General features: G+C 61.4%; 24 protein-coding genes. 11 read left to right on the forward strand and 13 right to left on the reverse strand.

All coding sequences use genetic code 11. From position 1 onward, the window contains the following. Positions 1-104: 104 nt before the first annotated feature. The 6 genes from pilB (at position 105) to yacG (ending at position 5,500) form a co-directional block, all read left to right on the forward strand. A complete protein-coding gene (gene pilB / locus BM269_RS12970; RefSeq protein ID WP_229204629.1) occupies positions 105-1,796 on the forward strand; it encodes a type IV-A pilus assembly ATPase PilB in 1,692 nt (563 codons plus the stop codon). 11 nt (positions 1,797-1,807) lie between these two features. Next, the gene (locus tag BM269_RS12975) at positions 1,808-3,019 is read left to right on the forward strand and encodes a type II secretion system F family protein (protein ID WP_090437429.1); all 1,212 of its coding nucleotides are present in this window, start codon (positions 1,808-1,810) and stop codon (positions 3,017-3,019) included. A 5-nt stretch (positions 3,020-3,024) separates the two neighbouring features. After that, complete coding sequence (locus BM269_RS12980) at positions 3,025-3,894, forward strand: prepilin peptidase (protein ID WP_090437430.1); 870 nt, start codon at positions 3,025-3,027, stop codon at positions 3,892-3,894. 1 nt (position 3,895) lies between these two features. Continuing rightward, complete coding sequence (gene coaE / locus BM269_RS12985; RefSeq protein ID WP_090437431.1) at positions 3,896-4,498, forward strand: dephospho-CoA kinase; 603 nt, start codon at positions 3,896-3,898, stop codon at positions 4,496-4,498. A gap of 61 nt (positions 4,499-4,559) precedes the next feature. After that, positions 4,560-5,315 (forward strand): cell division protein ZapD, encoded by a 756-nt coding sequence (zapD, locus tag BM269_RS12990; protein WP_090437432.1) that lies wholly within the window; start codon positions 4,560-4,562, stop codon positions 5,313-5,315. 5 nt (positions 5,316-5,320) lie between these two features. Further along, positions 5,321-5,500, forward strand: coding sequence for a DNA gyrase inhibitor YacG (gene yacG, locus BM269_RS12995; RefSeq protein ID WP_090437433.1), 180 nt, complete (start codon positions 5,321-5,323; stop codon positions 5,498-5,500). 75 nt (positions 5,501-5,575) lie between these two features. Here the strand turns inward: yacG and mutT are convergent, their stop codons facing one another. Genes mutT through argJ form a run of 3 tightly spaced genes read right to left on the reverse strand, consistent with a single transcriptional unit; the run spans position 5,576 to position 8,077 of the window. After that, a complete protein-coding gene (gene mutT / locus BM269_RS13000; protein WP_090437434.1) occupies positions 5,576-5,971 on the reverse strand; it encodes an 8-oxo-dGTP diphosphatase MutT in 396 nt (131 codons plus the stop codon). Then, complete coding sequence (locus BM269_RS13005) at positions 5,968-6,834, reverse strand: ATP-binding protein (protein WP_090437435.1); 867 nt, start codon at positions 6,832-6,834, stop codon at positions 5,968-5,970. Before BM269_RS13005 ends, mutT begins: the two co-directional genes overlap by 4 nt. Positions 6,835-6,838: 4 nt before the next feature. After that, positions 6,839-8,077, reverse strand: coding sequence for a bifunctional glutamate N-acetyltransferase/amino-acid acetyltransferase ArgJ (gene argJ / locus BM269_RS13010; protein WP_090437436.1), 1,239 nt, complete (start codon positions 8,075-8,077; stop codon positions 6,839-6,841). Positions 8,078-8,338: 261 nt separating this feature from the next. Between argJ and BM269_RS13015 the strand changes: the two genes are divergently transcribed. The 3 genes from BM269_RS13015 (at position 8,339) to BM269_RS13025 (ending at position 12,148) form a co-directional block, all read left to right on the forward strand. Further along, a complete protein-coding gene (locus BM269_RS13015; RefSeq protein WP_090437437.1) occupies positions 8,339-9,571 on the forward strand; it encodes a porin in 1,233 nt (410 codons plus the stop codon). 12 nt (positions 9,572-9,583) lie between these two features. Further along, complete coding sequence (locus BM269_RS13020) at positions 9,584-9,991, forward strand: type 2 periplasmic-binding domain-containing protein (protein ID WP_090437517.1); 408 nt, start codon at positions 9,584-9,586, stop codon at positions 9,989-9,991. A gap of 180 nt (positions 9,992-10,171) precedes the next feature. Then, entirely contained in the window at positions 10,172-12,148 is a 1,977-nt protein-coding gene (locus BM269_RS13025; protein ID WP_090437438.1) for an ATP-binding protein, read from the forward strand. A gap of 97 nt (positions 12,149-12,245) precedes the next feature. Here BM269_RS13025 and secA read toward each other — a convergent pair whose 3' ends face one another. Further along, positions 12,246-15,008 carry a preprotein translocase subunit SecA gene (secA, locus tag BM269_RS13030; RefSeq protein WP_090437439.1) on the reverse strand — a complete coding sequence of 921 codons (2,763 nt, stop codon included), beginning with the start codon at positions 15,006-15,008 and terminating at the stop codon, positions 12,246-12,248. Between the two features lie 145 nt (positions 15,009-15,153). On the opposite strand from secA, the gene BM269_RS13035 reads away from it, so the two are divergent. Further along, entirely contained in the window at positions 15,154-15,624 is a 471-nt protein-coding gene (locus BM269_RS13035; RefSeq protein WP_090437440.1) for a DciA family protein, read from the forward strand. Positions 15,625-15,671: 47 nt separating this feature from the next. Here BM269_RS13035 and lpxC read toward each other — a convergent pair whose 3' ends face one another. The 4 genes from lpxC to BM269_RS13055 all read right to left on the reverse strand — a co-directional run bounded on the left by lpxC (position 15,672) and on the right by BM269_RS13055 (position 18,371). Continuing rightward, positions 15,672-16,607: a UDP-3-O-acyl-N-acetylglucosamine deacetylase gene (gene lpxC, locus BM269_RS13040; RefSeq protein ID WP_090437441.1), complete on the reverse strand. Its 936-nt coding sequence runs from the start codon at positions 16,605-16,607 to the stop codon at positions 15,672-15,674. Positions 16,608-16,640: 33 nt separating this feature from the next. Next, positions 16,641-17,483 (reverse strand): DMT family transporter, encoded by an 843-nt coding sequence (locus BM269_RS13045; protein WP_090437518.1) that lies wholly within the window; start codon positions 17,481-17,483, stop codon positions 16,641-16,643. Between the two features lie 112 nt (positions 17,484-17,595). Then, positions 17,596-17,976, reverse strand: coding sequence for a hypothetical protein (locus BM269_RS13050; protein WP_139232727.1), 381 nt, complete (start codon positions 17,974-17,976; stop codon positions 17,596-17,598). Further along, the gene (locus BM269_RS13055; RefSeq protein WP_090437443.1) at positions 17,955-18,371 is read right to left on the reverse strand and encodes a HEPN domain-containing protein; all 417 of its coding nucleotides are present in this window, start codon (positions 18,369-18,371) and stop codon (positions 17,955-17,957) included. The genes BM269_RS13050 and BM269_RS13055 overlap by 22 nt, the downstream gene beginning before the upstream one ends. Before the next feature lie 105 nt (positions 18,372-18,476). Here BM269_RS13055 and BM269_RS13060 point away from each other — a divergent pair, with 105 nt between their 5' ends. Continuing rightward, entirely contained in the window at positions 18,477-19,031 is a 555-nt protein-coding gene (locus tag BM269_RS13060) for an SET domain-containing protein (protein WP_090437444.1), read from the forward strand. 9 nt (positions 19,032-19,040) lie between these two features. Here BM269_RS13060 and BM269_RS13065 read toward each other — a convergent pair whose 3' ends face one another. From BM269_RS13065 to BM269_RS13085, 5 genes are all read right to left on the reverse strand, one after another. Continuing rightward, complete coding sequence (locus BM269_RS13065; RefSeq protein ID WP_090437445.1) at positions 19,041-19,544, reverse strand: peroxiredoxin; 504 nt, start codon at positions 19,542-19,544, stop codon at positions 19,041-19,043. Positions 19,545-19,625: 81 nt separating this feature from the next. Next, positions 19,626-20,846 (reverse strand): cell division protein FtsZ, encoded by a 1,221-nt coding sequence (gene ftsZ / locus BM269_RS13070; RefSeq protein ID WP_090437446.1) that lies wholly within the window; start codon positions 20,844-20,846, stop codon positions 19,626-19,628. A 103-nt stretch (positions 20,847-20,949) separates the two neighbouring features. Continuing rightward, positions 20,950-22,182 (reverse strand): cell division protein FtsA, encoded by a 1,233-nt coding sequence (ftsA, locus tag BM269_RS13075; protein WP_055932698.1) that lies wholly within the window; start codon positions 22,180-22,182, stop codon positions 20,950-20,952. A gap of 15 nt (positions 22,183-22,197) precedes the next feature. Then, entirely contained in the window at positions 22,198-22,962 is a 765-nt protein-coding gene (locus BM269_RS13080) for a cell division protein FtsQ/DivIB (protein ID WP_090437447.1), read from the reverse strand. A 15-nt stretch (positions 22,963-22,977) separates the two neighbouring features. After that, complete coding sequence (locus tag BM269_RS13085; RefSeq protein WP_090437448.1) at positions 22,978-23,937, reverse strand: D-alanine--D-alanine ligase; 960 nt, start codon at positions 23,935-23,937, stop codon at positions 22,978-22,980.

The raw sequence follows: 23,937 nt of genomic DNA on the forward strand, positions 1-23,937 counted from the left end.
AAAATGATGCCTACAGGCATCATCCGGAGACTCACTCTTTCTTAACATTCTGATAGTGCGCTCCTATGGCAGCAGTCCAACCCACCTCGGCGTCCGGTTCCCCTATGTCGGGACTGGCCCGGGCCCTGATGCAAGCGGGGCGTCTTACCCCGCCGCAAGCGGACGCGCTGAATAAAAAGGCTATTGCCGAAAAGTCAACGTTTATTGATGTGCTGCTGGCTGGCGGCACCATCAATGCGCGCGAACTGGCAGTCTTTTGCGCGGAAACCTTTGCTTACCCGCTGCTCGACCTGAGCGCCATCAACCCGGAAATCCTGCCGCCGAAGGCGATTGATACCCGCCTGATGGCCACCCAGCGGGTGATTCCGCTGGCCAAGCGCGGCAACAAGATGTCGGTGGCGCTGTCCGACCCGACCAATACCCAGGCCCTGGACCAGATCAAGTTCCAGGCCGAATCGACCGTCGAACCGGTGATCGTGCAGCACGACGTGCTGCTCAAGCTGCTCGAAACCCTGACCAAGAGCTCGACCCAGACCGTCCTCGAGATGACGGGCGACGAAGGCGACATCGAGTTCGCCGAAGAAGAAAGCCTCTCGCAGGCCCAGGGCGCGGCGGCCGAAGCCGAGGTGGAAGACGCGCCGATCGTGCGTTTCCTGAACAAGATGCTGATGGATGCGGTCAATATGGGCGCCTCCGACTTGCATTTTGAACCATACGAAAAGTTTTACCGCATCCGCTTCCGGGTGGACGGCAACCTGATGGAGCACGCCCAGCCGCCGACCTCGATCAAGGACAAGCTGGTGTCGCGCATCAAGGTGCTGTCCAAGCTCGATATTTCGGAAAAACGCGTGCCGCAGGACGGCCGCATGCGCCTGATCGTCTCCTCCACCAAGACCGTCGACCTGCGGGTGTCGACCCTGCCGACCCTGTTCGGCGAAAAGACCGTGATGCGTATCCTGGATGCGACCCAGGCGCAGATGGGCATCGATTCGCTCGGCTACGACCCGGACCAGAAGGAAATCCTGCTGGACGCCGTGCACCGCCCTTACGGCATGGTGCTGGTGACCGGCCCGACCGGCTCGGGCAAGACGGTGTCGCTGTATACCTGCCTGAACATCCTGAACAAGCCGGGCATCAATATCTCGACCGCGGAAGACCCGGCCGAGATCAACCTGCCCGGCGTAAACCAGGTCAACGTCAACGACCGCGCCGGCCTGACCTTCCCGGTGGCGCTGAAAGCCTTCCTGCGCCAGGATCCCGACATCATCATGGTCGGCGAGATCCGCGACCTGGAAACGGCGGACATCGCCATCAAGGCTGCGCAAACCGGCCACATGGTGTTCTCCACCCTGCACACCAATGACGCGCCGTCGACCCTGACGCGCCTGATGAATATGGGCGTCGCGCCCTTTAATATCGCCTCCTCGGTCATCCTGATCACGGCGCAGCGCCTGGCGCGCCGGCTGTGTACCTGCAAGAAGCCGATCGACATTGCGCCCGATCTGCTGCTGAAAGCCGGTTTCAAGGATGAAGACCTGGACGGCACATGGAAACCTTACGGCCCGGTGGGCTGTGAGCGCTGCAACGGCTCGGGCTATAAAGGCCGGGTCGGTATCTACCAGATCATGCCGATCACGCCCGCGATCGAAGCATTGATCCTGGCACACGGTAACGCGATGCAGATCGCGGCACAATCGGAAGCAGAGGGCGTCAAGTCCCTGCGCCAATCGGGCCTGGTCAAGGTCAAGAACGGACTGACCAGCCTGGAAGAAGTGCTGGGCTGCACCAACGAATAGGAAATTAGGATATGGCTACTGCGGGCACCGCAAAAGAACAGGTTTTCACGTGGGAAGGCAAGGACAAGACTGGCAAGACCGTGCGCGGCGAAATGCGCGCCGGCGGCGAGGCTGTGGTCAATGTGACCCTGCGCCGCCAAGGCATCATGGTCACCAAGATCAAGAAAAAGGTCTACCGCTCGGGCAAGAAGGTTACCGAGAAAGACCTGACCCTGTTTACCCGCCAGCTGGCGACCATGATGAAGGCCGGCGTGCCGCTGCTGCAGGCCTTCGACATCGTCGGCAAAGGCCACGCCAATCCTTCGGTATCGAAGCTGGTGCTGGACCTGCGCGCCGATATCGAGACCGGTACCAGCCTGAACATGGCGTTCCGTAAATACCCGCTGTATTTCGACCCGCTGTTCTGCAACCTGGTGGCAGCCGGCGAGCAAGCCGGTATCCTGGAAGACCTGCTGACCCGCCTCGCGATCTACAAGGAGAAGACGCTGGCCATCAAGGCCAAGATCAAGTCGGCCCTGACCTACCCGATCGCCGTTCTGGCGGTGGCGTTCATCGTGACCTCGGTCATCATGATCTGGGTGGTGCCGGCCTTTAAAGAGGTGTTCTCCAGCTTCGGTGCCGACTTGCCGGCGCCGACCCTGTTCGTGATGGCGATCTCGGAATACTTCGTCAAGTACTGGTACCTCATCTTCGGCACCCTGGGCGCCGGGCTGTACTTCTTCTTCCAGAGCTGGCGACGCTCCGAAAAGATGAAGGCCTCCATGGACCGCTTGCTGCTCAAGGTGCCGGTGTTCGGCGACGTGATCCGCAAAGCCACCGTGGCACGCTGGACCCGTACCCTGTCCACCATGTTCGCCGCCGGCGTGCCGCTGGTGGAATCGCTGGATTCGGTGGGCGGCGCGGCCGGCAACCACGTCTACATGGAAGCGACCAAGAAGATCCAGACCGAAGTGAGCACCGGTACCAGCCTGACGGTGGCGATGCAAAACGCGGACGTGTTCCCGAGCATGGTGACCCAGATGGTGGCGATTGGCGAAGAATCCGGTGCGCTCGATTCGATGCTGGGCAAGGTGGCCGACTTCTACGAAGAAGAAGTCGATGAGGCGGTGGCACAGCTTTCCAGCCTGATGGAACCGATGATCATGGTGATCCTGGGCGTGGTGATCGGCGGCCTGGTGGTTGCAATGTACCTGCCAATCTTCAAACTCGGTTCGGTGGTGTAATCAGCATGCAAGACGTATTCATGCTGTTCTCGCCGCCGGCAACGCTGGCCGCCGCCGTGGTGGCCGGCATCCTCGGCCTGCTGATCGGCAGTTTCCTGAACGTGGTGATCCACCGCGTGCCGGTCATGATGCAGCGCGAAGTGGACAGCGTATGCGCCTGCGAGCGCGACGAACCGGAACCGCATCCGGAACGCTACAACCTGGTGGTGCCGCGTTCGGCCTGCCCGCACTGCGGCCACCAGATCACGGCACTGGAAAACGTTCCGGTGATCAGCTGGCTGCTGCTGCGCGGCAAATGCAGCGCCTGCAAGGCGCCGATTTCGGCCCGCTATCCGGCCATCGAAGCGCTGAGCGCCCTGCTGTCGGCCGGCCTGGTGTGGCACTTCGGCTTCGGCTGGGCCGGCATGGCCGCCCTGGTATTCGGCTGGCTGTTGATCGCGATGACCTTCATCGACCTCGACACCCAGTTGCTGCCGGACGACCTGACCTTCCCGCTGCTTTGGCTGGGCCTGCTGGTCAACGTGAAAGGCCTGTTCGTCCCGCTGCAGGACGCGGTGCTGGGCGCGGCCGCCGGCTATATGGCGCTGTGGACCGTGTACTGGGTGTTCAAACTGGTGCGCGGCAAGGAAGGCATGGGCTACGGCGACTTCAAGCTGCTGGCGGCCCTGGGAGCCTGGATGGGCTGGCAGATGCTGCCGGCGATCATCCTGCTGTCCTCGGTGGTGGGTGCGCTGGTCGGCATCGGCATCGTCATCGCCTCGCGCATGGGCTTCGACCACAAGATCCCATTCGGCCCCTACCTGGCCGGCGCCGGCATGCTGGCCCTGCTGTGCGGTCAACAGATCACCGGTTTCCTATACGGAGTACCGGGCTGACATGCCGGCGCGTTTCGTGGTCGGCCTGACAGGCGGCATCGGCAGTGGAAAAAGCCTGATCGCCAATATGTTTGCCGACCGCGGCGCCAGCATCGTCGACACCGACCAGATTGCCCACTCCCTGACCGGGCCCAAGGGCGCCGCCATGCCCGACATCCTGGCCGAATTCGGCCCCCACATGGCCGACAGCCATGGCGCCATGGACCGCGCCAAGATGCGCGAACTGGTGTTCCGCGAGCCGCCTGCCAAGCGCCGGCTGGAAGCCATCCTCCACCCCATGATCCGCGACGCCACCCTGGCCGCCGCCGCCGATGCCAGCGGCGGCTATGTGATGCTGGCCATTCCCCTGCTGGTCGAATCCGGCGCCTGGAAGCAGCGCGTCAACCGCGTGCTGGTGATCGACTGCCCGGAAGAAATCCAGGTGGCGCGCGTCATGGCGCGCAACGGCCTGGCGGAAGACCAGGTGCGCGCCATCATGGCGACCCAGGTGCCGCGCGCCGTGCGGCTGGCGGCAGCCGACGATGTCATCGACAACGGCGGTCGGATCGAAGCATTAACCCCTCAAGTGGACCGTTTGCATGGTTTTTATCAGCAATATTTGTAATTTTGCTTCGCATAGTTCAGAATCACGAGATTATTAATAGGTCTTCCACACGAGGGATGCTTTGATCGTTTACGAATATCCTTTCAATGAGCGCATCCGCACCCTGTTGCGCCTGGAGGATCTATACGAGAAATTCAAGTTCTTCGTGCATCAGGAACACCCGATGCAGCATCACGTCGCACTGGCCACCATTTTCGACATGCTCGAAGTGGCCGGGCGCGCCGACCTCAAATCCGACCTGTTGCAGGAACTCGAGCGCCAGCGCCAGAGCCTGCTGGGCTACCGCTCCAATCCGAACGTCCAGGCAGAAATGCTGGACGCCATTCTCTCCGAACTCGACAGCGTTTCCAGCGCCCTGGTTGCCTCGCAAGGCAAGACCGGCCAGAACGTGCGCGACAACGAGTGGCTGATGAGTATCCGTGGCCGCACCATCATCCCGGGCGGCGCCTGCGAATTCGACCTGCCGTCCTATTACGCCTGGCAGAAGCAGCCGGCCGAGAAGCGTTTCAACGATATCGTCACCTGGTTCAATCCGCTGGCACCACTGTTCGACGCCCTGGCCCTGGTGCTGCGCCTGCTGCGCGATTCCGGCGCACCGGTGAAGATGATCGCCAATGCCGGTAGTTACCAGCAAATGCTGCAAGGCAAGGTCTACCAGATGCTGCGCCTGTCGGTCGACGCCTCGCTGGGCGCGATTCCCGAAATTTCGGCCAACAAATACATGCTATGGGTGCGCTTCACTTCCCAAGGCGGCGACCTGAAACCCAAGCCGCTGGAAGAAGATGTACCATTCGAGCTCACCCTCTGTAATTTCTAAGCACCATGCCTACTGTCGTTGAATGCCCCACCTGCCAAGCCAAGGTAGAGTGGACGGAAGCCAATAAATACCGTCCTTTCTGCAGCGAACGCTGCAAGATGATCGACCTGGGCGCCTGGGCCGAGGAAAAATACACCATCCCCGGCTCCCCCCCCACCGACCCGCTCGACGACGACAAGCAATAAGAAAGTCGGGGTCAGCTCTGGCAATCGGACATTTGCCTACGGCAAATGTCCGATTGCCAGAGCTGACCCCGACTTTTAATACCGTACTTTGTCGAGCCACTCCAGCAATGGAATCGTGGCGGGCAGCAGCGGCTCTACTCCCACAGTCCCCTGCCAGGCAAAGGCCTGGCCTTCCAGGCTTTGCGGCTCGCCAGTCCATTCTCGGCTGATGAAGAAGTGCAGCCGCACGTGGGCATGCGGGTAGACGTGCTCCACGCCGCACCATTCTTCCGCACTCTGGATCCGGATGCCGAGTTCCTCGACGAACTCGCGCTTGAGTGCTTCGAGGATGGTTTCGCCAGGGTCGACTTTCCCACCCGGGAATTCCCAGTAGCCGGCGTAAGGCTTGCCTTCCGGCCGCTGGCCCAGCAGGACGTCGCCGTTCGGCTGCATCAGGATGCCCACTGCGACATCGATCGGGCGCGCAGTCATTTCAGCCTCCCCGCGTAATCGCGCGCGAATTGCCAGGCCACGCGGCCGGAACGCGAGCCGCGCTGCAGCGCCCATTGCAGGGCTTCGGCGCGGGCGTCGGCGATCTGCGGCACGCTGCAGCCGAAGGCGGCCAGCCAGTGCGCCACGATGCCCAGGTAGTCGTCCTGCTTGAAGGGATAGAACGACAGCCACAGGCCGAAGCGCTCGGATAGCGAAATCTTTTCTTCCACCGTCTCGCCGGGATGCAGGTCGCCATCCTCGTCATGCTTGTAGGTGGCGTTGTCCGACATGCGCTCGGGCATCAGGTGGCGGCGGTTGGATGTGGCGTAGATCAGCACATTGTCGATCACCGCCGACACCGAACCATCCAGCGCCACTTTCAGCGCCTTGTAGCCGCTCTCCCCTTCCTCGAACGACAGGTCGTCGCAGAACACCACGAAGCGTTCCGGTCGCCCCGCCACCAGGTCCATGATATCGGGCAGGTCGCGCAGGTCGGCCTTGTCGACTTCGATCAGGCGCAAGCCTTGCGGGGCGAACGCCGCCAGGCAAGCCTTGATCAATGAAGACTTGCCGGTGCCGCGCGCACCGGTCAGCAGGACGTTGTTGGCTGGCCTGCCTTCCACGAACTGGCGGGTGTTCTGCTCGATCTGCGCCTTCTGGCGGCCGATGTGCTGCAAGTCGTCGAAAGCGATTTGGGCTGGACGCGGCACCGGCTGCAGAATGCCGGTGTGGCCACGCTTGCGCCAACGGAAGGCGGTGGAAGCCTGCCAGTCCGGCGTTGCGACCGCAGGCGGCAGGATGGCTTCCAAGCGCGCCAGCATCGCCTCGGCGCGCTTGAGGAATTGGTCGAGTTGGTTCGACATCCGCTCAGGAACGGTAGTCGGCGTTGATCGACACGTAGTCGTGCGACAGGTCGCAGGTGTAGACGGTGGAAGCGGCAGTGCCACGCGCCAGCTTCACGCGCACGGTGATTTCGCTTTGCTTCATCACGCGCTGGCCCTGTTCTTCCTTGTAGTCGGGATTGCGGCCGCCGTCCTTGGCCACCCACACGTCGTCCAGGTAGAGGTTGATCTTGCTGACGTCCAGGTCGTCCACGCCGGCATAACCGATGGCGGCCAGGATGCGGCCCAGGTTAGGGTCGGAGGCGAAGAAGGCGGTTTTCACCAGTGGCGAGTGGCCGATCGAGTAGGCGATCTTGCGGCATTCGTCGGTGTCCTTGCCATCTTCCACGGTGATGGTCATGAACTTGGTGGCGCCTTCGCCGTCGCGCACGATGGCTTGCGCCAGGAATACCGACAGCTCGGTGACGGCGGCGGCCAGTGCCTTGTATTCTGGCGAATCGACGGAATCGACCACCAGGGTGCCGGCGCCCGTGGCCACCAGCATGAAGGAATCGTTGGTCGAGGTGTCGCCGTCGATGGTGATGCAGTTGAAGGACTTGTCGGCCGCGTCCTTGACCAGCACGTCCAGCACCGGCTGCGCCACTTTGGCGTCAAAGGCCAGGTAACCCAGCATGGTTGCCATATTCGGCTTGATCATGCCGGCGCCTTTGGAAATGCCGGTCATGCTGACCTTGTGGCCGGCGACATCGACAGTGCGCGAACCCGCCTTCGGCTGGGTATCGGTGGTCATGATCGCTTCGGCGGCGTTGAACCAGTTATCCAGCTTCAGGTTCTGGATGGCTTTCGGCAGGCCGGCCACGATTTTTTCAACCGGCAGCGGCTCCAGGATCACGCCGGTGGAGAACGGCAGGATCTGCTGCGCGTCGCAACCGAGTTCCTTGGCCAGTGCGGCGCAGGTGGCGCGGGCGTTGGCCAGGCCGGATTCGCCGGTACCGGCGTTGGCATTGCCGGTGTTGATCATCAGCGCGCGGATAGGCTTGCCGCCCGCTTTCACTGCCGCCAGGTTTTCCTTGGAAATCTGCACCGGCGCGGCGCAGAAGCGGTTCAGCGTGAACACGCCGGACACGGTGGCGCCATCGGCCAGCTTCAGGACCAGCACGTCCTTGCGGCCCGGCTTCTTGATACCGGCTTCGGCGTAACCAAGCTCGATACCGGCAACCGGCTTGAGGTCAGCGGCGACAGGGATAGGGGAATTGACGGCCATGGTTTTCTTCTCAATCTTGATGGGGAACGAAGCTGTTATTTTAAACGCACGCGCCTCCCGCTGCGCAGTGCAATAACGCCAATCAATGCATCCAAAATCCCCACACTTTGTAGAAGCTGCTCTCTATTTGTGCAGGTTTCGATTCAATTCCAACCAATTTTAGTTTATCATGAGAAACTGTCATAAATAAAATGACATGACTTTGGTGCGCTGCACTATCAATAAAATAACACGCAAATAACACTCGATCGGATCACTTTCATGAAGAAACAGCTTCTCGCCGCCGCCATGCTGGCTGCTACCAGCATGATGGCTCAGGCCGGCACCCTGGGCGACGGCAACCTGAGTATCAGTGGCTTTGGCACCCTGGGTGTGGCCAAGACCAACTCCGATGACGCACAATTCGCACGCTATAACCAGGCTGCAGGTACCGGCGACTCGCCGCGCATCGGCCTCGATAGCAACCTGGGCCTGCAAGCCACCTACACTTTCAGCGACAGCCTGTCGGGCACCGTTCAGGTACTGACCCGCAAGAACACCAGCCAGCAGTTCACCACTGATTTCACCTGGGGCTTCCTGAAATACAAACTGAACGACGAGACCAATGTGCGCCTGGGCCGCGTCGTGCTGCCAGCCTTCCTGATCTCCGACTACCAGAACGTTGGCTACGCCAACACCATGATGCGTCCGCCGATCGAAATGTACGGCCAGGCTCCCATCGAAAACATGGATGGTGCTGACGTCAACTGGCAGCACGCCTTCGGCGACACCAACGTCACCGTGCAAGGCTTCGGCGGCGTGAGCCGCGGCAAGCTGTACATCCCGACCGGCGGCGGTTCCGTCGCCAAGCACCAGTCGCCGGTATTCGGCGCCGCCGTAACGGCCGAATACGGCCCGTTCACCGCCCGCGTCGCGCACGCCCGCGCCAAGATCGAAGTCAACAACCTGGCCCCGATCAACGCCCTGACCGACGGCCTGAACGCGACCAAAGTGCCTGCCGCGATCCAGCTCGCCGACGACCTGACCCTGAAGGGCGGCAAGAAGATGAGCTTCACCGAGATCGGCCTGACAATGGACTGGAAGAACATTGTCCTGCAAGCCGAATACGCCCAGCGCCGCGCCCACGAACCGGTCTACATCCCCGAGACCAATTCGGGCTACATCATGGCCGGCTACCGCTTCGGCAAAGTGCTGCCTTACTACGCCCACGCCTATTACAAGGACGCCGGCACTTCCGTGACCGTGCCGACCGTGCCTGCCGCCCACCCGCTGGCAGCGACCTTCGGCGCCGTGCGCGGCCTGCTGGCATCGCCTGAGCAGAAGTCCGACCTGATCGGGATGCGCTGGGACTTCGCCAAATCGCTGGCCCTGAAGGTGCAGATCGACCACGTCAAGCCACAGAAAAAAGGCGGCTCCCTGATCCTGCCTAGCGGCGTGATGACCTACAACAACAGCGTGAACGTCTATGCCGCCGGCATCGACTTCGTCTTCTAAGGAGATATGGCCATGAACAAAATCCTGACCGCCCTCCTCGCTTCGGCCCTGGCTGCCGCAGCCCTGCCGGCATCGGCCGAGATCGTCGTGATCGTCAACAAGGACAATCCGGCTTCGCGCATGTTCTCGGAACAGGCGTCCCAGTTCTTCCTCGGCAAATCGGCCATGTTCACTCCGGTGGACCAGTCGGAAGGCTCGAAGATCCGCACCGACTTCTACCAGAAGGTGGCCGAAAAAGACCCAGCCCAGGTGAAAGCCATCTGGTCCAAGCTGGTGTTTACCGGCAAGGCCACTCCGCCCAAGGAATTCAAGTCCAACGCCGACGTCAAGAAGGCCGTGGCGGACGATCCGAAAGCCATTGGCTACATCGACAAATCGGCTGTCGACGACAGCGTCAAGGTCATCCTGACCCTGCCGTAAGCCGAACCACCCTTACTGCGCCCGCTACGCGCCAACGCCGCCCCGCAACAGCCGGGCGGCGTTTTTTTTCGATTTCGGCAACTTTCACTAATGAAGCGATACAATGCTGTGATATTTAAACAATAAATGTCCACCTCGGGGTCAGGAAAGAAGTGGACAAATGTAGCTGGGGAGCACAAATTGAAGCTTTCGCTGCGCGCGAAATTCCTGCTGCTGAGCGCTTTCGTCCAAGCCATCGTGGTGGCCCTGCTGATCGGCAACAGCCTGCGCCTGATGACCAATGCCGTCAGCCGCAACGCCGACCGCGTCGCCCTCGAATATGCCGTCAACCTGAACCTGACCCTCACGCCCTACGCCAGCAGCGGCCGGCTTGGAGAATTGCGCAGCTACTGGTCCGAAATGCTGTCCGACCCGCGCGACAGCTTCCTGCGCTATATCGTGATCCTGGACTCTTCCGGCGACACAGTGCTGGAAGCCGGCGAACGGCCCCAATTCATGCCGGAAGCGCTGCGCCAGGCCCAGTTGGGCGGCGGCGTGCGCACCTCCGTCGTTGGCGAGCTGCTGCACGCGCAGGCGCCACTGCTGCTGAAAGACAACCAGGTGGGCATGCTGCACTTCGGCCTGTCCACCGTCGACCTGGTGACAGCGCGGGACGACGTGCTGCGCCAGGGTGGCCTGATCGCCCTGCTCGGCTTCGCGCTGGCCCTGCTGCTGTTCTACGCCATGACGCGCGGCGTCGGCAAGCGCCTTGGCGCCCTGGCGCGCCACGCCGAAAAACTGGCGGAAGGCCAGTTCAGCCAGTTGCCTGAAAGCGGCGGCGACGAATTGGAAGTAGTGACCCACTCGCTCAACCTGATGAGTGCAGCACTGCGCGAACGCATCGCCCAGCTCGAAGAATCGCAGCGCCGCCTGCGCGAATCGGAAGAACGCTTCCGCACCCTGTTCGACATGACGCCGTTGCCACTATCGGTATCCGACCAGGATGGCCGCATCATCGGCGCCAACCAGGCACTGGTGCGCACCTTCGGCACACCGCTGCACGAGCTGATTGGCAGGCGTTCGGACGAGGTGACGTTCTGGGCTTCGCCAAACGAGCGACAGCGGATCTGGAACGAATTCCGCCTGCACGGCGTGGTGCGCGGCGAGATGGCCGACGTGGTGCTGCCGGACGGCGGGCCGGGACAGGTGGCGATCTGGTCCTCCTCGCTGCTACTGGACGGCAAGCACGCCATCATCTGGGCCCTGCTCGACCTGACGCAGGAGATGCAGGCCAAGCAGCAATTGCGCGAATTGAACGATGCGCTGGAAACGCGGGTGCGCGAACGTTCGGCCGCGCTGGAACAAGTCAACCGCGACCTGTCGCATGCGCTGGAGACTTTGCAGCGCACGCAACATGACCTGATCGCGTCCGAAAAAATGGCATCGCTTGGCTCGCTGGTGGCCGGCATCGCGCACGAACTGAATACGCCGATCGGCAACAGCCTGCTTGCGTCGACCGCGCTGGACGACCGAGTCAAGGAGTTCAAACAGTCGGTCGCCGATGGCTCGGTACGACGCTCCACGCTGAATCATCATCTGGACGAAGTGCAGCTCGCCTGCGGCCTGATTTCCAGCTCGCTGGAAAAGGCGGCGGCCTTGATTGCCTCTTTCAAGCAGATCGCGGTCGACCAGACCAACGACCAGCGCCGCCGCTTCCGCCTGCAGGCGGTGGCTCTCGATACCGCCGCGACTTACATGCCGCGCCTGCGCCGCGGCGCGATCCAGATGGACGTTGACGTGCCGTATGAGCTGGAGCTGGATTCCTATCCTGGCAGCGTATACCAGGTCTTCAACAACCTGATCAACAACTCCCTGATGCACGCCTTCGAAGGCCGCACCAGCGGCCACCTGTGGCTGACCGCACGGGCCGTGGAAGGTGAGCAGGTCGAGGTCGTATTCCGCGACGACGGCGGCGGCATGTCGGACGAAGTCCAACGCAAAGTATTCGATCCCTTCTTTACCACCAAGATGGGGAATGGCGGCACTGGCCTGGGCATGAACATCGTCTACAACATCGTTACCGGCGTAATGGGCGGCCGCATCACCATCGATTCAGCGCCCGGCGATGGAACGACAGTGCGGATGATAATCCCGGGCATCTCGCCGCAACGCGAATAACAGGTCAACTTGCCATTGACTCACCTCAACCTTGTCAGCTGAAAAAAAACGGCCCGGGCGCTTGCGCGGCCGGGCCGTTTTATGGGGGCTTTAAGGCTTAAGCCAGCTTACCGTGGCAGGCCTTGAACTTCTTGCCACTGCCGCACGGGCATGGGTCGTTGCGGCCAACCTTGAAACCTTGGTTGATCGCCGCGTCCAGGTCGCCCGCCGGCATGGCGGTTGGCGCCAGCAGTTCTTCCGGCGCTGCGTTCGGATTGAAATCGGCGTGCTGGTAGTGAACGTTCTCGACGTGCGACTTGTTCATCTCGGCTTCTGCAGCTTCGACTTCTTCGCGCGACTGGATGCGAACCATCATCACCATGCGGATCACGTCGTTCTTGATCATGTCCAGCATGGTGCCGAACAGTTCGAACGCTTCGCGCTTGTATTCCTGCTTAGGATTCTTCTGCGCATAGCCGCGCAGGTGGATGCCCTGGCGCAGGTGGTCCAGCGCTGCCAGGTGCTCGCGCCAGTGGGTGTCCACCGACTGCAGCATGACGTTGCGCTCGAAGCCGCCGAACGCTTCCTTCGATACGATATCGACCTTGGCCTGGTACACGGCATCGGCTGCAGCGACCACGCGTTCGACGATATCTTCGTCGGTGATGCTGCTTTCCTTCTCCATCATCTCGACCAGCGGCACATCGATCATCCATTCCGCGGACAGGGTCTTCTGCAGGGCCGGGATGTCCCACTGCTCTTCCACCGATTCTTCCGGCACGTAGGTGCGCACCACGTCGGTGAACACGCCATGGCGCAGGTTCATGATGGTTTCGGAAATGTCGGTCGCTTCCAGCAGCTCGTTACGCTGCGAGTAGATCACCTTGCGCTGGTCGTTGGCGACGTCGTCGTATTCCAGCAGCTGCTTACGGATGTCGAAGTTGCGGGCTTCAACCTTGCGCTGTGCGGATTCGATGGAACGGGACACGATACCTGCTTCGATCGGTTCGCCTTCCGGCATCTTCAGGCGATCCATGATCGCGCGTACGCGGTCGCCGGCGAAGATGCGCAGGAGCGGGTCGTCCAGCGACAGGTAGAAGCGCGAGGAACCCGGGTCGCCCTGGCGGCCGGAACGGCCACGCAGCTGGTTGTCGACGCGACGGGATTCGTGACGCTCGGTACCCACGATGTGCAGGCCGCCGGCAGCCACCACCTGGTTGTGCAGCGACTGCCAGCCGCCGCGCAGGTGCTGCGCCTTGGCGGCTTTCTCTTCGTCGCTGAACTCAGGGTTGGCTTCGATGATCTGGATCTGCTTTTCGATGTTGCCGCCCAAAACGATGTCGGTACCACGGCCGGCCATATTGGTGGCGATGGTGATCGCTTTCGGGATGCCTGCCTGGGCGATGATTTCCGCTTCGCGGGCGTGCTGTTTTGCATTCAGCACGTTGTGCGGCAGCTTGGCCTTGTCCAGGATGCCGGACAGCAGTTCGGAGTTCTCGATCGAGGTGGTACCCACCAGCACCGGCTGGCCGCGCTCGTAGCAGTCGCGGATGTCGAGCATCATCGCGTTGTACTTTTCGGCGTTGGACTTATACACCTGGTCCTGGCGGTCCTTGCGCTGCGAAGGACGGTTCGGCGGGATCACCACCGTTTCCAGGCCGTAGATTTCCTGGAATTCGTAGGCTTCGGTGTCGGCGGTACCGGTCATGCCGGCCAGCTTGCCGTACATGCGGAAGTAGTTCTGGAAGGTGATCGAGGCCAGGGTCTGGTTCTCGTTCTGGATCTTGACGCCTTCCTTGGCTTCGACTGCCTGGTGCAGGCCGTCGGACCAGCGGCGGCCAGTCATCAGGCGGCCGGTGAATTCGTCGACGATCACCACTTCGTTGTTCTGCACGACGTAGTGCTGGTCCTTGAAGTACAGCACGTGCGCGCGCAGGGCGGCGTACAGGTGGTGCACCAGGGTGATGTTGGCGGAGTCGTACAGGGACGCGCCTTCCGGCAGCAGGCCCATCGAAGTCAGGATGCGCTCGGCTTTTTCGTGACCGGCTTCGGTCAGCAGCACCTGATGCGCTTTTTCATCCTTGGTATAGTCGCCCGGGACTTCGATCTTGCCCTTGCCATCCACGGTTTCCTCGCCGATTTGCAGGGTCAGTTGCGGCGGCACCAGGTTGATCTTGTGGTACAGGTCAGTGTGATTTTCGGCCTGGCCGGAAATGATCAGCGGGGTACGCGCTTCGTCGATCAGGATCGAGTCTACTTCATCGACGATGCCGAAATTCAGGGCGCGCTGCACGCGCTCGCTGGCTTCGAACACCATATTGTCGCGCAGGTAGTCGAAACCGAATTCGTTATTGGTGCCGTAGGTGATGTCGGACGCGTATGCGGCTTGCTTGTCGTCGTGTGGCATCTGCGACAGGTTCACGCCGCAGGACAGGCCCAGCCAACGGTACAGCTTGCCCATGGTCTCGGCGTCGCGCTGTGCCAGGTAATCGTTGACGGTCACGATGTGCACGCCTTTGCCGGACAATGCGTTCAGGTAGGCCGGCAGGGTCGCGGTCAGGGTCTTGCCTTCCCCGGTGCCCATTTCAGCAATTTTGCCGTAGTGCAATACCATGCCGCCGACCAGCTGGACGTCAAAGTGGCGCATCTTGAACACGCGCTTGGACGCTTCGCGGCAAACGGCGAAAGCTTCAGGCAGCAGGTCGTCCAGCGATTCGCCATTGGCAACGCGTTCCTTGAGGGCAGGCGTTTTCGCTTGCAGCTCGGCATCCGACAGCTTTTCAAACTCCGGCTCCAGGGCGTTAATCGCCTTTACCGTTTTTTGGTATTGCTTAAGCAGACGCTGGTTGCGGCTGCCGAAAATCTGGGTCAGTAAGGACATTTCTTAAATTCTTCCTCGGGTCCGCCAATGGCAAAAGTGCGTGATTTTATCATGCGTTCGTGGCAAGGTTGGGATCTTGGCCTATATAACAATAGGCTAGCGATGAAAAATTCACCGGTTGAGGCCGCCACTGTAAAATGGCGGCATGGGTTTCTCGTTCACAGATCGCAAGTACGCGCCGCAGGAAGCAACGGATTTCTTGCGGGGCAACGCTCGGCTGGCGGCTTTGCTGCCGGCAGTGCAGCGCATGGCGAAATTACAACGCGATTGTGCGGAAGTACTGCCTTCCGCCTTCAAAAGTTGCGAAATCTTTGCTTTCGACGGAGGGGAACTGACGCTGGCGGTGCCCAATACGGCGGTAGCGGCCAAGCTCAAGCAGCAAGTGCCAAAACTGCAGGAAAACTTGAATGAAAAAGGGTGGCAGATAAGCAACATCCGCTTCCGGGTGCAAATGCCGAAAGGGATTGCGCATGTCGGTCCGAGCGGGGAAGGCTTGAAATTGCCCGAAACAGCCGTCGATTCCTTCGACGAGCTAAGCCAGAAACTGGAACCGACCGCCGCCAATGAGCCGCTGATCGAAGCGATGCGGCGCCTGGTGGCCCGGCGCCGCAGCTAGGCAACAATTGTCCACTTGGTTCCTGACCCCGGGGGGACAATCTTTTCTTATAGGTAAGCCCACTCGCGCGACATCTGCTTGGCGTAGGAAGGCGGGGCGGTGTCGAGGGAGTCGAAGGTGACCAGTTCGTAGGAATCGGGGTCGGCCAGCATGGCGCGCAGTAACTGGTTGTTCAGGGCGTGGCCGGATTTGTGGGCTTCGTAGCTGGCGATGATCGGGTGGCCGACCATGTACAGGTCGCCGATCGCGTCGAGGATTTTGTGGCGCACAAATTCGTCGTCGTAGCGCAGGCCATCCTGGTTCAGGATGCGGTATTCGTCCATGACGATGGCGTTTTCCAGCGAGCCGCCGCGCGCCAGGCCAATCCCGCGCAGCATTTCCACGTCCTGCATGAAGCCGAAGGTCCGGGCGCGGGCAATCGCCTGGATATACGAAACGTCGCCGAAGTCCACGGTGGCGCGCTGCGCCGTGCCGTCTACCGCAGGGTGGTTGAATTCGATGAAGAAGTCCAGCTTGAAGCCATCGTGCGGGACCAGGCGCGCCCACTTTTCTGCGGCGCCCTTGCCTTCACGGATCTCGATCGGCTTTTTCACTTTGATAAACTTTTTCGGCGCTTCCTGCTCTTGCACGCCGCCCTGCTGCAGCAGGTAGACGAACGACGATGCCGAACCATCCATGATCGGGATTTCTTCCGCCGTTACGTCGACGTACAGGTTGTCGATGCCCAGGCCTGCGCAGGCCGACATCAGGTGCTCGACGGTCGAAACGCGGCCGCCGTCCTTCATCAGCACAGTTGCCATGCGGGTATCGCCCACGATGTCCGCCCTTGTCGGGAAGACAACCTGCGGGCTCAGGTCCACACGGCGGAATACGATGCCGGTATCAGGCTCAGCAGGGCGCAAGGTCAACTCGACCTTGGTGCCGGAGTGCAGGCCGACACCTGTGGTGCGGACGATTTCTTTGATGGTTCGTTGTTTCAGCATGCAAGAATTATAGCGCCCTGCGCCCTTCCCCGCTTACGGGTGCTCTGCCTCGGCGTGTTCGGTCTCGCGCCGCACCAGGTAGATGCCGGAGCCAATGATGATGGCTGCGCCCAGCAAAGTGTAGGCATCCGGCAGCGTGTGCCACATCAGCCAGTCGATACCAACGCCCCAGGCCAGTGCCGTGTACTCGAAGGGCGCCACGATGGAGGCTTTGCCCATGCTGAAAGCGCGCGTCAGCGCGAGCTGGCCGAAGAAACCGGTGACCGCCAGGGCTGCCATGGCCGGCCACAGCGACCAGTCGATCGGCACCCAGGCATTGATCGCCAGCGGAGCGACGCCAATGCCCATCAGGGTCAGTACCCAGAACATCACATGTTCCGGCGCGTCGGTCTTGGCCAGCACGCGGCCGGCAATCGCGGAAATGCCGTAGCAGACAGCCGATGCCAGCACGGCCAGTCCCGCGACCGAGACGAAATTGGTGCCGTCCGGGCGCAGCACTACCAGCACGCCGCCCAAGCCGACCAGGATTGCCAGCCATTGGCCCAGGCTGACTTTTTCGCCCAGGATGAATACGGCGAGGGCGGTCACCAGGGCCGGTGCGATGAAGAAAATGGCGTAGGTGTCGGCCAGTGGCAGCGTCTTCAACGCGAACGCAAACAGCGACAGCATGGCAATGCCGACCGCGCCGCGCAGCAAGTGCAGCGGCCAGCGCACATTGAAGATGCCGGTGAATTTGCCGCGGTAGGCCATGAAGGCGCACACCAGGGGCATCGAAAGCATGCATCGCAACGCAGTCACCTGTACCGCCGGATAGCGCGCGGCCAGCACTTTCATGGAAGCGTCCATGAGGGAGAACATGGCGACCGCGGCCACCATGGCGTAAATAGCTTGCAGGTTTTCTTTTTGTTGCGGAGTCACGATGGAAGGCCCAAATCCGTTGCCGGGTCGTCCATTGTACTGAAAGAAAGGGTTTGCTGCTGAGGCCGCGTCAGCTCAGGCGATAACAGTAGAAGTCCCGGTTTGCCCACTCGCGATCGCTCGCGCCTCGGCCATAAGGCATTCGCTGCCGTGACAACTTATAGCCGGGATCCATTGTCCCCCTCACGTCAAAGTAGTCAGGCCTCAACAGCTCCTTCACGTCGGGCAAGGCATCCAGCACCTTGAACACCCTGCGAAGAACCTTGAAGTTGTCCTCCATATCCATTTGTTGGATGATGACTTGGAGCAGCCATTCACGGCACTCTTCATCATATTCCCAATACATGGAAACCGGCTTTAGCCCTTCCTGGTCCAGTTGCTGAAGGAACTTGCGTCCACCAGCGATCATTTCTTGCGCCATTTGTCCCTCTACCAGTGCTTCTGTATCCATGGTAGTACTCCTTTCAGGTGGCCAGCGCATGCGACGTACATGCATCGCGCCGTTTGCGCAGGCACGTTGACTTCGTAGCGCGCGATCTCACTCCATTTGCGAACTACGGACCAATTTTCAGCGAACGCTGCACTGGAACGAATTTCCTCCTCGAGCTCGAGCTGCAATCCTGCCAATCTTACGAGCGTCCGCAAGTTGTGGGTATTGCATTCGTTTGCCAATCGCTTGTCGGGAAATTCGTTGCGCCCCTGCTGTTTCGCGATGGCGGCCTTCAGCCCACATTCGACCGCGTATCCCGACAAATAGTAACTGCCTGCATAGAGTTCCGCGTCCAGCAGGCTTTTACCTTCATTGATGCGCATCCGGGTCAGATCGTGGAGTTCAATGCGATTCATGTCAGCGCCTCAAAATGCAAAGACGATGAGACGAATCCGGGCTGGAATTGTTCCCGCTTTCCGAAAGAAATCACGAGTGATTTCGTGGCGGGTTATGATGGCGGGATGAATACAGAAGCGCTACTTGTCGAAGTGATTGAAGAGGCCGAACCACTCTACGTGGTGCATGAGTCGCCAGTGCACGGTCGCGGTGTTTTCGCGCGCCGGCTGATTCCAGCCGGCAGCCGCATCATCGAATACACCGGCGAAATCGTCGACTGGGAAGAATGCTGCCGCCGCACCGAGGAGAAAGGCGGCCCGATCGGGCACACCTTCTTCTTCAGCCTGAACAACGGCATGCTGATCGACGGCGGCTCCGGCGGCAACGAGGCGCGCTACATCAACCACTCCTGCGAGCCCAATTGCGAAGCCGAGGAAGACGACGAAGACCGCGTCTATATCTGCGCCCTGCGCGACATCGAAGAAGGCGAAGAGCTGAACTACAACTACGGCCTGATCTACGAAGCCCGGCACACCGCCAAGGTGAGAAAAGAATTTGCCTGCTATTGCGGCGCGCCATCCTGCACCGGCGTCATGCTGGCCCCGAAGAAGCGCAAGCCGCGTGCAACAACGAAAACAGAAACGCAAAACGGCGCCGAAGCGCCGTCTCAAGCGGAATAAATCCGGCGCTTACAGCTGGCCCAGCATGGTCTCGGCGTTCGACACTTCGAACTTGCCGCCTTGCTCGACGTTCAGTTGCTTGACCACGCCGTCTTCCACCAGCATCGAGTAACGCTGGGAGCGGGTGCCCATGCCGAACTTGGAGAAGTCTGCGTCCAGGCCCAGGGCCTTGGAGTAAGCAGCGTTGCCGTCAGCCATCATGCGGACGGTGCCGGTGGCTTTCTGGTCGCGGCCCCATGCGCCCATCACGAAGGCGTCGTTCACGGAAATGCACCAGATCTCATCCACGCCCTTGGCTTGCAGGTCGGCCGCGTGCTTGACGTAGCCTGGCACGTGCTGTGCGGAGCAGGTTGGGGTGTAGGCGCCTGGCAGGCCGAAGATCGCGATCTTCTTGCCTTTGGCGAGGTCCTGCACATTGAAGGTATTCGGGCCGAGAGAGCAGCCTTCGGTCTCGGTTTCGATGAATTCGGACAGCTGGCCTTCCGGCAGTTTGTCGCCGATCTTGATGGTCATTTCGGGTTCTCCTTCTTGTGAAAACCCAGAGTATAACTCCGCGCCGCCGGATGCGTGATCCGGCGGCGCGGCTGACCTTATTTAGTCAGCCTGCTTGCGCAGGAAGGCAGGAATGTCGTAGGTTTCCATGCCCGACTTGGCCAGTGCGTTGACCTGCTCGGTGGCCGACTCACGGCGCCATACGGCTGGCTGCTTCTGCACGTCGGACGACACGCCCGAGAAGCCTGCGTTGCCGAAACCGCCCACCGCTGCAGTTGCCGCACCGCCGCCCAGGCCTGCGTTGACGTTCAGCGGGTTGCCGCCGTGGGTGCCGGTGCGCAGTTGCTGCTGCGGTACCAGTTGCACGTGCTTCTTGGCTTTACCCAGGCCGGTGGCCACCACGGTCACGCGGATATCGTCGCCCATCGCGTCGTCGTAGGCGATGCCTTGTGCGATCGACGCATCCGGTGCGGCGAAGGCGCGTACGGCAGCCATGACTTCCTTGATTTCCTTACCTTTCAGGCCGCGCGATGCGGTGACGTTCACCAACACGCCGCGTGCGCCCGCCAGGTCGACGCCGTCCAGCAACGGGGATGCAACCGCCTGTTCGGCAGCCACGCGTGCGCGGTCCACGCCGGAAGCGGTGGCGGTACCCATCATCGCCTTGCCCTGCTCGCCCATGATGGTCTTCACGTCGTTGAAGTCGACGTTGATGTGGCCAGGCACGTTGATGATTTCGGCGATACCGGCAACGGCGTTGTTCAGGACGTCGTCGGCGTGCTGCAACCACTCGATCAGCGATTCGTCTTCGTAGATCTCTTCCAGCTTCTCGTTGCAGATCACGATCAGCGAATCGACGTTCTGCGACAGCGCGTCCAGGCCCGCCTCGGCGATGTCCAGGCATTTCTGGCCTTCGTGCGAGAACGGCTTGGAAACCACCGCCACGGTCAGCGCGCCCTGCTGCTTGGCGATTTCCGCCACGATCGGCGCTGCGCCGGTGCCGGTGCCGCCGCCCATGCCGGCGGCGATGAACACCATGTGCGCGCCGCGCAGCGCGTCTTCGATGCGGCTGCGCGATTCTTCCGCCAGCGCGCGGCCGACGTCAGGCTTCATGCCCGCGCCCAGGCCGCTCGCGCCGATCTGGATAATGTTGCTTGCCTTGGAGGCGGCCAGCGCTTGTGCGTCGGTATTGGCGGCGATGAATTCCACACCGCTCATGCCCTTGTTGATCATGTGCTGGACGGCATTGCCGCCTGCACCGCCAACGCCGACGACCTTGATGACCGTTCCCAGTGTTGCGTTATCAACCATATCAAACTCCATGATTTACTCCTATCTAGAATGCGGTTTTCAAGCGCCAGGCCTCATATGAATAGGAGAACTGGAGATTGAAAACTGCAGGGGTTTATTATTGAAAAATTAGTATTTAAAAGTTACCCAGGAACCATTCCTTCATGCGCTGCCACACTGCCTTTACCGATCCATCCTGGCGCGTCACGATGTGGCCGCGCAGATACTGCTTCTTAGCTTCCAACAACAGGCCCAACACGGTTGCATAGCGCGGGCTGCGCACCACGTCGGCCAACTGGCCGCGGTAGTCCGGCGTGCCCAGGCGCGCAGGCTTGAGGAAGATGTCTTCCGCCATCTCCACCATGCCCGGCATGATCGAGGTGCCGCCGGTCAGCACGATGCCCGACGAGAGCACGCCCTCGTAGCCGGACTCGCGCACCACCTGGTGCACCATCGCAAACAGTTCTTCCACGCGCGGTTCGATCACCGCGGCCAACGCCTGGCGCGACAGGTTGCGCGGACCGCGGTCGCCCAGGCCCGGCACTTCCAGGTGCTCGCCCGGATCGGCCAGCACCTGCTTGGCCACGCCGTAGCGGATCTTGATTTCCTCCGCTTCGCCGGTCGGGGTGCGCAGCGCCATCGCGATATCGTTGGTGATCTGGTCGCCCGCGATCGGGATCACGGCCGTATGGCGGATCGCACCGTCGCTGAACACCGCCACGTCGGTGGTGCCGCCGCCGATGTCGATCAACACCACGCCAAGTTCCTTCTCGTCGGTGGTCAGCACCGCATCGGCCGAAGCCATCGGCTGCAGGATCAGGTCCGACACTTCCAGGCCGCAGCGGCGCACGCACTTGACGATGTTCTGCACCGCGCTCACGGCGCCGGTCACGATGTGCACCTTCACTTCCAGGCGGATGCCGCTCATGCCGATCGGCTCGCGCACGTCGTCCTGCGAATCGACGATGAATTCCTGCGGCACGGTGTGCAGCAGCTGCTGGTCGGTCGGGATGTTGACCGCCTTGGCCGTTTCGATCACGCGCGCCACGTCGGTGGCGGTGACTTCCTTGTCCTTGATCGCCACCATGCCGCTGGAATTGAAGCTGCGGATATGGCTGCCCGCAATACCTGCATACACATTGCGGATCTTGCAGTCGGCCATCAGCTCCGCCTCTTCCAGCGCGCGCTGGATCGATTCGACGGTCGCTTCAATGTTCACCACTACGCCTTTTTTCAGGCCGCTGGATTCGTGCTGGCCCAGGCCAATCACCTCGTGGCGTCCATCGCCCATCACCTCGGCCACCACGGCCACCACTTTGGAGGTGCCGATGTCGAGGCCGACGATCAGGTTTTTAGCGTCTTTAGTCATCTCTATGCCCTGCTTTCAACGTTTCTTCGTATCCGACGGGATCTTCAATCCCGCTGCGCTCAAAGCCAGGCCGTTCTGGTAGCGCATATCAATCGTTTCAATATTCGGCACGCGGCTGGAAATCTGCGGCCAGATTCCGACCAGGCGCTGCACCCGCTGATGCAGGGTGTCATGCGTTGCCTCGCGTCCCAGCGCCACACTGGCGCCGTTGTCCAACTTCACCGTCCAGGCATAGCGTCCCGACAGGGCCACACCCTTCGGGATCAGGCTGGCCGGTGCAAACCAGTTCTTCAACTCGCCGTAGCGCGCCAATACTTCCTTCTCGCTGCCGTCCGGGCCGGAAAACTCCGGCAGCTCGTGATCCTCTTCCGCTTCGGCCAGGTTGGCGGTGAAGACATCGCCCTTCACCGACAGCAGCCGTCCGTCTTCGCCCCAGGTGCCGAGTGCCTCATGCTCCTCCAGCGACACGATCAGCTGGTTCGGCCACTCGCGCCGCACGCTGGCGCGGCGTACCCACGGTACCGACTCGAACACCTTGCGCACCTGTTCCAGGTCGGCGGTGAAGAAGTTGCCAAGCAGGCGGCCCTGGGTGCCGTTGCGCAGCGTCAGGTGGTTCACATGCTTGAACTCCGACTTGTCCATGGTTTCAACGCGGATGGCGCGCAAATCGAATACGGGACGATTTGCCACCCACCACACGCCGGCAACGACGCAAGCCAGCACCGACAGCGCGAACAGGCCGCTGGCGGATGCATTCAAGGCTTTGACGTCGTGCCACATAGCGTTTTCGGTCCTTTACTTCTTCAGCTTCAGTCGTGCGGTGCGCAGGATTTCCACGCACAGTTCTTCGTAGCTCACGCCGGTCGCGCGGGCAGCCATCGGCACCAGCGAGTGGCTGGTCATGCCTGGCGAGGTATTCACCTCCAGCAGGAACGGCTTGTTGTCTTTCGCGCGCAGCAGCACGTCGACCCGGCCCCAGCCTTCGCAACCGACGGCGCGGTAGGCCGCTACGGCCAGGCGCTGCATGTCGTCCTGCATCGCCTGGTCCAGCTGCGGCGGGCAGAAATACTTGGTGTCGTCGGTGAAGTATTTGTTCTGGTAGTCGTAGTTGCCTTGCGGAGCCACGATTTCAACGATCGGCAGCGCGCGCGCATCCTTGCCGGTGCCCAGCACGGCGACGGTGAACTCGCGCCCTTCCACGAATTCTTCGGCCAGCACGCAGTCGTCCATCGCCGCGGCGGCATCGTAGGCGGCTTTCAGGCCGGCCTTGTCGCTCACCTTGGTGATGCCGATGGTCGAACCTTCGTGCGGCGGCTTCATGATCAGCGGCAGGCCCAGGCGCGCAGCTTCCGCGTCCAGGTCGGAATCGGCGCCCAGCACCGCGTATTCCGGGGTCGGCAGGTTTTCGCGCAGCCACAGGATCTTGGTGGTGATCTTGTCCATGCCCACCGAGCTGGCCATCACGCCGGAGCCGGTGTACGGGATGCCCAGCAGTTCCAGCGCCCCCTGGATGCTGCCGTCCTCGCCGTAGCGGCCGTGCAGGGCAATGAACACGCGGTCGAATTCTTCGTCGGCCAGTTCGGCCAGCGAGCGTTGGCCCGGGTCGAAGGCATGGGCGTCCACACCCTGGCTTTGCAGGGCTGCCAGCACGCCGGTGCCGGACATGATGGACACGTCGCGCTCGGCGGATGTGCCGCCGAACAGCACGCCCACCTTGCCGAATGCTTGCGCTTCTTGTGCAGTCAGTTTCGTCAT

The sequence above is a fragment of the Duganella sp. CF458 genome (assembly GCF_900113115.1).
Taxonomy (GTDB): domain Bacteria; phylum Pseudomonadota; class Gammaproteobacteria; order Burkholderiales; family Burkholderiaceae_D; genus Rugamonas.

Bases quoted from the DNA above. Each gene is read 5' to 3' on its own strand.
- pilB (WP_229204629.1), top strand. From the start codon at position 105: ATGTCGGGACTGGCCCGGGCCCTGATGCAAGCGGGGCGTCTTACCCCG.
- BM269_RS12975 (WP_090437429.1), top strand. From the start codon at position 1,808: ATGGCTACTGCGGGCACCGCAAAAGAACAGGTTTTCACGTGGGAAGGC.
- BM269_RS12980 (WP_090437430.1), top strand. From the start codon at position 3,025: ATGCAAGACGTATTCATGCTGTTCTCGCCGCCGGCAACGCTGGCCGCC.
- coaE (WP_090437431.1), top strand. From the start codon at position 3,896: ATGCCGGCGCGTTTCGTGGTCGGCCTGACAGGCGGCATCGGCAGTGGA.
- yacG (WP_090437433.1), top strand. From the start codon at position 5,321: ATGCCTACTGTCGTTGAATGCCCCACCTGCCAAGCCAAGGTAGAGTGG.
- mutT (WP_090437434.1), bottom strand. From the start codon at position 5,971: ATGACTGCGCGCCCGATCGATGTCGCAGTGGGCATCCTGATGCAGCCG.
- BM269_RS13005 (WP_090437435.1), bottom strand. From the start codon at position 6,834: ATGTCGAACCAACTCGACCAATTCCTCAAGCGCGCCGAGGCGATGCTG.
- argJ (WP_090437436.1), bottom strand. From the start codon at position 8,077: ATGGCCGTCAATTCCCCTATCCCTGTCGCCGCTGACCTCAAGCCGGTT.
- BM269_RS13015 (WP_090437437.1), top strand. From the start codon at position 8,339: ATGAAGAAACAGCTTCTCGCCGCCGCCATGCTGGCTGCTACCAGCATG.
- BM269_RS13020 (WP_090437517.1), top strand. From the start codon at position 9,584: ATGAACAAAATCCTGACCGCCCTCCTCGCTTCGGCCCTGGCTGCCGCA.
- secA (WP_090437439.1), bottom strand. From the start codon at position 15,008: ATGTCCTTACTGACCCAGATTTTCGGCAGCCGCAACCAGCGTCTGCTT.
- BM269_RS13035 (WP_090437440.1), top strand. From the start codon at position 15,154: ATGGGTTTCTCGTTCACAGATCGCAAGTACGCGCCGCAGGAAGCAACG.
- lpxC (WP_090437441.1), bottom strand. From the start codon at position 16,607: ATGCTGAAACAACGAACCATCAAAGAAATCGTCCGCACCACAGGTGTC.
- BM269_RS13045 (WP_090437518.1), bottom strand. From the start codon at position 17,483: ATGGTGGCCGCGGTCGCCATGTTCTCCCTCATGGACGCTTCCATGAAA.
- BM269_RS13050 (WP_139232727.1), bottom strand. From the start codon at position 17,976: ATGGATACAGAAGCACTGGTAGAGGGACAAATGGCGCAAGAAATGATC.
- BM269_RS13055 (WP_090437443.1), bottom strand. From the start codon at position 18,371: ATGAATCGCATTGAACTCCACGATCTGACCCGGATGCGCATCAATGAA.
- BM269_RS13060 (WP_090437444.1), top strand. From the start codon at position 18,477: ATGAATACAGAAGCGCTACTTGTCGAAGTGATTGAAGAGGCCGAACCA.
- BM269_RS13065 (WP_090437445.1), bottom strand. From the start codon at position 19,544: ATGACCATCAAGATCGGCGACAAACTGCCGGAAGGCCAGCTGTCCGAA.
- ftsZ (WP_090437446.1), bottom strand. From the start codon at position 20,846: ATGGAGTTTGATATGGTTGATAACGCAACACTGGGAACGGTCATCAAG.
- ftsA (WP_055932698.1), bottom strand. From the start codon at position 22,182: ATGACTAAAGACGCTAAAAACCTGATCGTCGGCCTCGACATCGGCACC.
- BM269_RS13080 (WP_090437447.1), bottom strand. From the start codon at position 22,962: ATGTGGCACGACGTCAAAGCCTTGAATGCATCCGCCAGCGGCCTGTTC.
- BM269_RS13085 (WP_090437448.1), bottom strand. From the start codon at position 23,937: ATGACGAAACTGACTGCACAAGAAGCGCAAGCATTCGGCAAGGTGGGC.